The sequence below is a fragment of the Candidatus Dadabacteria bacterium genome (assembly GCA_009840385.1).
In the GTDB taxonomy this organism is placed as follows: domain Bacteria; phylum Desulfobacterota_D; class UBA1144; order Nemesobacterales; family Nemesobacteraceae; genus Nemesobacter; species Nemesobacter australis.
On sequence record VXNX01000007.1, the window covers coordinates 1 to 7,366 of the forward strand.

The window sequence follows — 7,366 nt, forward strand, 5'->3', positions numbered from 1 at the left end:
CCAAAGGGGTTCTCTTCATACAAACACTCTTCAATTATTTATCAAACTCACGTTACTTACACTTGCGACTCTGGCCTTGCTCTCACTTCTGATAAACTGCTAAAAGGAAAACTCTAATGCAAAATCAATGTTTCAAGCGCGATATTTTTGGCGATAAGGACACGCAAAAGATGGCATGGAAAGCACTGCCGATTCTTATTACATATGCGCAAAAAGGGGACCCAATACGGATGTCGGATTTAGTAAGAGAGATCGCACCACATCTTACACGGTTTAATTTTGCGATGAAATGGGTTTTGGCATGGATTCAGACGACACTCTACAAGTTAGAAGAACGGAATGATTGGACATATAAAAAGATCCCTTGCATTACCGCGATTGTCCTTGCTGCACCCGAAACACCAACAAATTGGGCAAGGAAGGAATCCCAGAACTGCCCGTGGCAAGAGTACGAAAGTAAATATCTTTTACCAGTTTTTTGCTATGAACACTGGGACAAGGTAAGAGACTTTCTATTTGATTGAACTTAACGTAAGTGGTAAAACATTAAATTCAACCTGACACTCGCCAAAAAGAGAGGGGAGTTTTATCTGAAACTCCCCCTAATTTTGTTACTGCTTGTTAATTTTTAATAGAATCCGAGTCTCATACTTTTTTTCGCAATAAGTAGTTTTGGGATTAAAAAAAGTTTGTAAAAAAGTCTAATAAACTCAGTAAATATAAGGGTTTAAGGCTTGTTTAAATTGTGAATCAATCCAATCTCGCTTTGCAAGGTGTGCGAGTTCAAAACGCCCTGCTTTTATGAAAGGTGGACACCAATGACGAAACAAGAGAAGTATCCAGTTTATTTTCAGTCACTGATCGATGAGTTGCGGGAACAGCATAACTTTACGAATGCCCGTCGCCCCGGACAAGGAAAGCCTTATTACGCCTTTGCATCGGGCACGACTGGCATCAAGTATGTTGCAGGTTTTGACAGCAAAGGCGGACAAGTCTACACGGCACTCGGAATTTACTCTAAGGATCACGAAAAAAACAAAGCCATTTTTGATGCGCTCGAAGAACGAAAATCCGAAATTGAAGGACGGTTCGGTATGCAACTTGAATGGTATCGCCGCGACGACATCGTACGATCCTCCCTTGGTCTATGGCGTGAGGGAGACATTGATTCCGATGAACATGCCTTAGCAACCATCAAAGCATGGCATATTGAGAATCTACTCAAATTCAAAGCGGTGTTTACGTCTGAAATCCAACGGGCACGTGAAACATTGCAATCTTTCTAAAAAGAATCTGAATAACGAAAAGGAGACAATTATGTTCGTATTGACTGAAGATTGTGAGATTCTAAATCTCGCCCAATGCATAAAAATTGTTGTGGAAGGAAATCGGATTAACGCTTATGCTCCCATGAGTGGTTACCCGAGGAGTACAAATCTTATCGCCTGCTTTGATACGGAAGTCGAAGCAGGTTATGCCTACTTTGAATTATTCAAGTCTCTCAAGGCAGGTAAAAGGACATGGGATCCCTACGCCATCAAGCCGCTCTCCACCGTATGGGATAAAATCGACAAACATTTTGATAACAGTGATGTCCCTTGTGGGTTGACGGATCGTGCCCAAATCAGTGCCTTTCGTTTAGACCAAGTCACAATTACATACGAATCGGAGGTCAACCGTCGTTTCGGTAAGGAGGCTATCGCTGGATATCAGAAAAGAGTTGTGAGGAAACTCCGGGAACTTTTAGGCGACACGATGATTGAAGTCGAATGGACTTCTTGAGAGAACCAGTATGAGGGACCTGACCTCTCAACAACACCAAAATCCGACCCGTTTCCACCTGTTTTGACAGCACTTTCGCACCTTGCAATACGTAGGAGCATAAGGAAAAATGGAGGATAATAAAGCCAATTCCAACAAAAACAACTCTGATAAAGATACCTTTCAAAGAATGTTAGACCTCGCAAAGTTCGGTGCAGAGAGAATGGAGGAAAGACGAGGTGTTGAATTTAGGGTCTTTATTTCTTATATCACGCTCCTTGTTCTCGCGCTTTACCAACTTGTCAAACACCAAAATCCTATTCACGTTTTTATTAAACTGATCCTGCCAAAAGATTCTATCACTCTTGAGTTATGGGAATATATTGTGCTATATATCCTGGCATTATCTATCCACACTATATACGTGATGTGGCAAGTCGGTGTTGGTATCGCAATGGATAATGACGCATATCGAAGAAACGTTTACTTGAAAGAAGCGGAATCTCTTTCGGGGGTCACGCTTGAATATGAAGATTTCGTCGATGCTCCCAATAAAATAAAACCGATAACAAAATACCGACAGCAATTCAAGTATTTGTGGGTAATTTGCAAAGATTGGTCTCGTATGTTGTTGGTCACCATCCCTACGCTTCTCTTTATCATCGTTGTTCATTTGTTTATCAAGAAAACGCATTTGGAATGCATGTGCATCTCTGTCTGGAATGTCTTTATATTTATTGTACTTATGATTGTCTCGCTAATCCAAGGCTCTATCAGGAATAGAGATAAGTGTAAAAAGAAATCGGAGGTAAGCAACGTTTAAACAATCTGCCGTAGAGAGAATACGTTATCAGATTCGCGCGCAAAGAACTGCGTTTCTAACGACAAACACCATTTGAAGAACGCCACACTTAACGGTGTGATTGCTTCTGTGCCGAACCATATCTCTGCTAATTCGCAGACCCGGAAGCGACCGTTTCGTTCCATTTTTCGCACAAACACTGCGACTTCAAAAAGGATTCTGTCGTGACTCAACCGTCTCCCTCTTGAAATGCCTACATGTTTCTTTACGGGATACGCTTGACCGTTTTCAGGACGTTTCACATCTACGGCTGGACACGCTTTACGGACAGATTTAGACAACTCTTTTCGCGCCGCTGCATCACCGTGGACAAGAAACAGTTTACGCGGCTGCACTTTCTCAACCAAATCCAGCAGTTCCTTACTGTCCGCGTGTGCCGAAAGCCTGTAACGTTCCACTTGACATTTGACATCAAAGTCTTCTTGCTTGCTTAAATCCTCTAGCGCGCGTCCCGGTGTACCCTCCGCCTGATACCCGGTAATCGCAACCAAGTTCTTCTGATTTGAAACTAATTTGCTCGCGTAGTAGTTTGATATACCTCCGTTCAACATTCCTGAAGATGCGACGATGCAGCAAGGTTCTCCTGCCAAAATACTCTCGCGTTCATCAGGGGATTCAACCTTTTTTATCATATCGGTATAAAAAAGAGATTCACCTTGTTCCGCTTTACGTTTCAAAGGTCGCTGAAGTTCATCTGCAAAGTCTGAGTATATGTCATTGACCTTGCGCACCATCCCATCAACATAAACAGGAATCTCAGGAATTTCTTTGCGTTCCATTGCGTCCTTCAAAATTAGGATGACTTCCTGAGAACGCCCAACCGCAAACGCTGGCATCAACACTTTGTCACCTCCTGCGATCACTTCTGCGACATCCGCGGCAAGCCTTTTCGCTTCCTGTTTTCGGGACACTTCGTGTTGACGGTCGCCGTAGGTTGACTCCATCACCATTACATCGGGTTTGCACCATGAAGGCAGATCAAGACTCGGAATCGTCAGCTGTCTGCTAACAGACACATCGCCCGTCATCAAGATGCGTTCGTGCTTGCCTTGGATGTGAATCATTGCCGCGCCCAAAATGTGCCCGGCACGAATCCAAGTGGCTGTCACACCTGGACAGACTTCTATCGGTTCTAACCAGCCCACGGGTTTCATGCGGTTCAATACTGCGGCGACATCCGCCAGGGTATACCGCAGTTCCTCGCCATTTTCTTCCCCACGCTCCATCCGACGCGTACTGTCCTCTAACAAGACCTTTGTAATTGCTTGCGTCGCGGGCGGACAATATATTTTTACATGCGCGGACAACATATTGTGCAATACGGGCAGCGCACCTGTGTGATCGGTGTGCGCGTGTGTCAGAAGGACCGCGTCAGGCATACCGACCTTATCGAAGTCTGGGAAATCGGGCAATGGTGAGTCCTGTCCAGGCCCCATCCGGATACCCGCATCTACGAGAAGGCGCACGCCTTCAATTTCAATCAGTGTGGAGGAAGCACCAACTTCATTAGCACCGCCGAAAAAATGGAGGTTCATATTAACTCCTACCGTATAATGACATCACAAGTCGGATATTGGTATCCACTGGTGATATCCTGATGAAGTCGCCATAGCATACTTAAATGTGAGGCACTTGAGTCCTTCAAGGTGCTTGGCTTTAATAGAATAAAATGTGAGCGGTAGATATTGATCGGGTGAAAGAGATACCACAATCAACCCGTACCTATTAATCGTTGAAAGGTATCAAAAGCAGGACTATTGAGTCATAAAGTGAAATGTTTCTAATACCTGAAACGAAAGTGTGAGTGGAAAGGCTGACCTCGTAAGTATCACAGGCCAACCTCTCCCCATTCATCGTTATTTTCCCTTTCCTTTGGACGGGGCATTCTTTCTGCCGCCCCCGGAAGATTTACCGGGATTTTTGCTTGGCCAGCCGCCAGGTCCTTTGCCTCTACCGGCACCTCGGTTTCCGGTTTTACTCCCACGGTTACCGCCTGCACGGTTGCTACTTGATTTCGCCATTGTTACACTTCCTCCTTTATAGAAATTCATCGTTTTATGGATGGTTCCATTGCCTTTGACATGTTATCTGTTTGCAGATATAGAGTCCGCTCCAGTGAAAAGGATAGTAAAAAATTGAGACTGATATCCATTTCTATATTTTCAAGAAACAATCTATCCTTTCCGCTCATAGCGATCGTCTCTCTCACGCGTCCGGTGCAACTCTTTGCGACGCGTTCGCATTGCACCCGACTGATCGACTTTTACACCGAGCGTGATGAGATGCGCCTGCCGAAACCACCAGAACGCCTCAAACAACGGGCGACGGGGCGATGCCCCTTTCTCTATATTCGGTCTGTTCCGATCGAGATGCCGAACCTGTCTGTGCACACGCCTTGCATATTCCCGAACCCCTCTATCTGGATCGTTATTCAAGAGCCAGAACAGCGTCCGATGTGCCCGTCCCCCTGGATTGACACCCAGTACTTTCAACGCCTGAACATAACACCCGCGCCACACGGGACGCGGTTCCACAAAATCCTTGTTGGTATACCGTGAGTCCTTATGTTTGACCTTCGTTCTGAGCCGACTCAGACAAAACTTAGCGAATTCTTCCCGCAATCCCTGGAGATGTGGATCTTCCTTTAGTTCGTCTTGAAGGTGTTGGGGATACATCGACATCCCAATCCATAAAGGGATTTGGCTATACGGATGCGGTGGAGCTTCTTGGCCAGACTCATTCCAAAAACTGAGATGGGAGGCGACGGCTTGTTCAGTCATTTCCGTGAAAGCGAGCAGCAGCGGTTTCAAACGTTTCCACGGACCAGCAAAAGCCAACAAAATGTAGAAGGCTTTCTTATAAAAGTCAGAAATATTCTCATCTTCAAACACCTCAGGCGTGTCCCTTAACACAGACCGTAAGATGCCAATATGCCGTGATGCGCTTTCCACCAAATTCTTTCGCAAGTCTTCGGAAAGTTCAGATTCCAATCCGCCCATGCTCCAGCTGTAAATGCATGTAGATAGATGCCACCACGCCTTGAGTAAAGGTGAGCGTTCCTGAATTGCCTCCGGTTTTCTATGACTAAGGAGTTCCAAAAATGGAATGAGTTCATGGGCAACAACTCGCCATCCGTCATTCAACGGGTCTAAACCTTTTTCCAACCCCCAAGATGCTCGCGTCATCGCGTCGTAGATGGTGTTCAGAAGCCCAAGTATCTTATCTCCGAGGACATCGTCTGAGAAACCGGAGAAAGTCGCTAATAGCGGTTCTAACCTTACGTTTTCACGCCGGTTTTCCTCAGCACGAAATCGCCAGATGAGCCAGGATTCGAGGTGTTTCGGGTCCATAGGGTCGTTGCTGGACAAATTTCGTCGGGGTATCGGATTTAAGAGATCCAAATCAACGATCTGATCTAAACACACCCCTTCTGGTAAGAGAAATAGCAGCAGATTGTCAAAATGTGGGAGCGTTTTGAGTTGACCCCAGTCCAGATTTTGGGCACAAAATTGCGCATGTTTCTGGAATTCGAGAACCCACCCAGGAATATCTGTTGAATCATCCAACTCCTGGAGACCGACAGTGGGCAACCATGCTTTGCTACTGAGTTTTCCAAATCCAAGCAGAGAGTGAAAAAGAAACGCCAAACGGGTTTGCTGATTTTTCTCCGATTGAACAGGTTCGGTGAACCCCTCCACAGTACGCGGGAGGATGTGCTCCGCAGCGTAAACCGCAAACTCGTCATTAAATGCGACACCGTGGGAATCGCCAAAGCAATCTGGACGCTTAAAAACCGCAACGAGCCAGGCTTGATCCGTTTCAGAAAAACCTAATTCCTGAAGGCACTGCTTTACAAGTAATACTTCTGTGGCAGAGTCGTTTAAGGGGTGAACAAGCCCCGAAAGGCTATTTTCGGCTTTGTTCATGACATGCTCCTTTTTCTCTAAGGCAACAAAGCTATATCCTGTAAAAAATCTGATAGATTCACAAACCCTTAGGATTCCCAATAAATACATACCGGGACCGGAAGAGACGCAGCATACGCCTAAGCACCGAGGTTTGATTTTTAAATTTTCACAACATACGCTGTGGACTCATCGTTTGTTGTGAAGAGTTATTATACCACGAAAAGTAACGGATGTCAAATTAAAAATATTGCTGTGAGAGATTCGAGTTATAAACAAAACGGGGTAATGCCGCTAAACACTACCCCGTTTCGTGGTTAAGGTTAGTTCAAACAAATTTTATCCCTGAAATAACCTCTTTGTTGCTACTACTCATTGGACGCCTTGATTTCACCCCATGTAGAGGTAAGTTTGCCGGCGGCTCCGATATGCCCTTTGAGGCGGATACCGCGGGTCAGCGTCTGACGATTCCCATCGAGGGAGACGTCTTCAATTTGGTAGTAGTATACGATGTTTGGTTGAGCAGTTGTATCCGTGTAGGTATACGTCTGCTTCTCTGAAGTGGTGCCAGCACCAGCAATCATGGTCGCGTTGATGACTTTGAACTCACCGTCGCGTTGGTTACTGCGCTTGATGAAGAATCCAGCGTTGTTGAGTTCAGACTGCGTTGCCCATGTAATCACGACTGCGCCGGTGGCTTTATCGCGTGCGGGACGGAAGTGTGAGAGTTCGACGGGTAGCGGTCCACCCGCATCATAGCCGGGTGTTCCCGCGTCTTCATCACTGCCATACCACGTTGCGGGTCCGGAGACCAACGATGTATCGGAAGCGAGAACCC

6 protein-coding genes are annotated in these 7,366 nt (G+C 45.8%); 4 read left to right on the forward strand and 2 right to left on the reverse strand.

Annotation, left to right across the window (positions count from 1 at the left end):
- Nucleotides 1–116 precede the first annotated feature (116 nt).
- From F4X55_02880 to F4X55_02895, 4 genes are all read left to right on the forward strand, one after another.
- A complete protein-coding gene (locus tag F4X55_02880; protein ID MYC39942.1) occupies nucleotides 117–524 on the forward strand; it encodes a hypothetical protein in 408 nt (135 codons plus the stop codon).
- A gap of 294 nt (nucleotides 525–818) precedes the next feature.
- Complete coding sequence (locus F4X55_02885) at nucleotides 819–1,286, forward strand: DUF4268 domain-containing protein (GenBank protein ID MYC39943.1); 468 nt, start codon at nucleotides 819–821, stop codon at nucleotides 1,284–1,286.
- A 31-nt stretch (nucleotides 1,287–1,317) separates the two neighbouring features.
- Entirely contained in the window at nucleotides 1,318–1,782 is a 465-nt protein-coding gene (locus F4X55_02890; GenBank protein ID MYC39944.1) for a hypothetical protein, read from the forward strand.
- Between the two features lie 109 nt (nucleotides 1,783–1,891).
- Nucleotides 1,892–2,584, forward strand: coding sequence for a hypothetical protein (locus F4X55_02895; GenBank protein ID MYC39945.1), 693 nt, complete (start codon nucleotides 1,892–1,894; stop codon nucleotides 2,582–2,584).
- Here the strand turns inward: F4X55_02895 and F4X55_02900 are convergent.
- Complete coding sequence (locus tag F4X55_02900; protein ID MYC39946.1) at nucleotides 2,581–4,158, reverse strand: MBL fold metallo-hydrolase; 1,578 nt, start codon at nucleotides 4,156–4,158, stop codon at nucleotides 2,581–2,583. The two genes, F4X55_02895 and F4X55_02900, sit on opposite strands and share 4 nt — an antisense overlap.
- A 639-nt stretch (nucleotides 4,159–4,797) precedes the next feature.
- Nucleotides 4,798–6,549, reverse strand: a complete 1,752-nt coding sequence (locus F4X55_02905) for a hypothetical protein (GenBank protein ID MYC39947.1) — start codon at nucleotides 6,547–6,549, stop codon at nucleotides 4,798–4,800.
- Nucleotides 6,550–7,366: the final 817 nt, after the last annotated feature.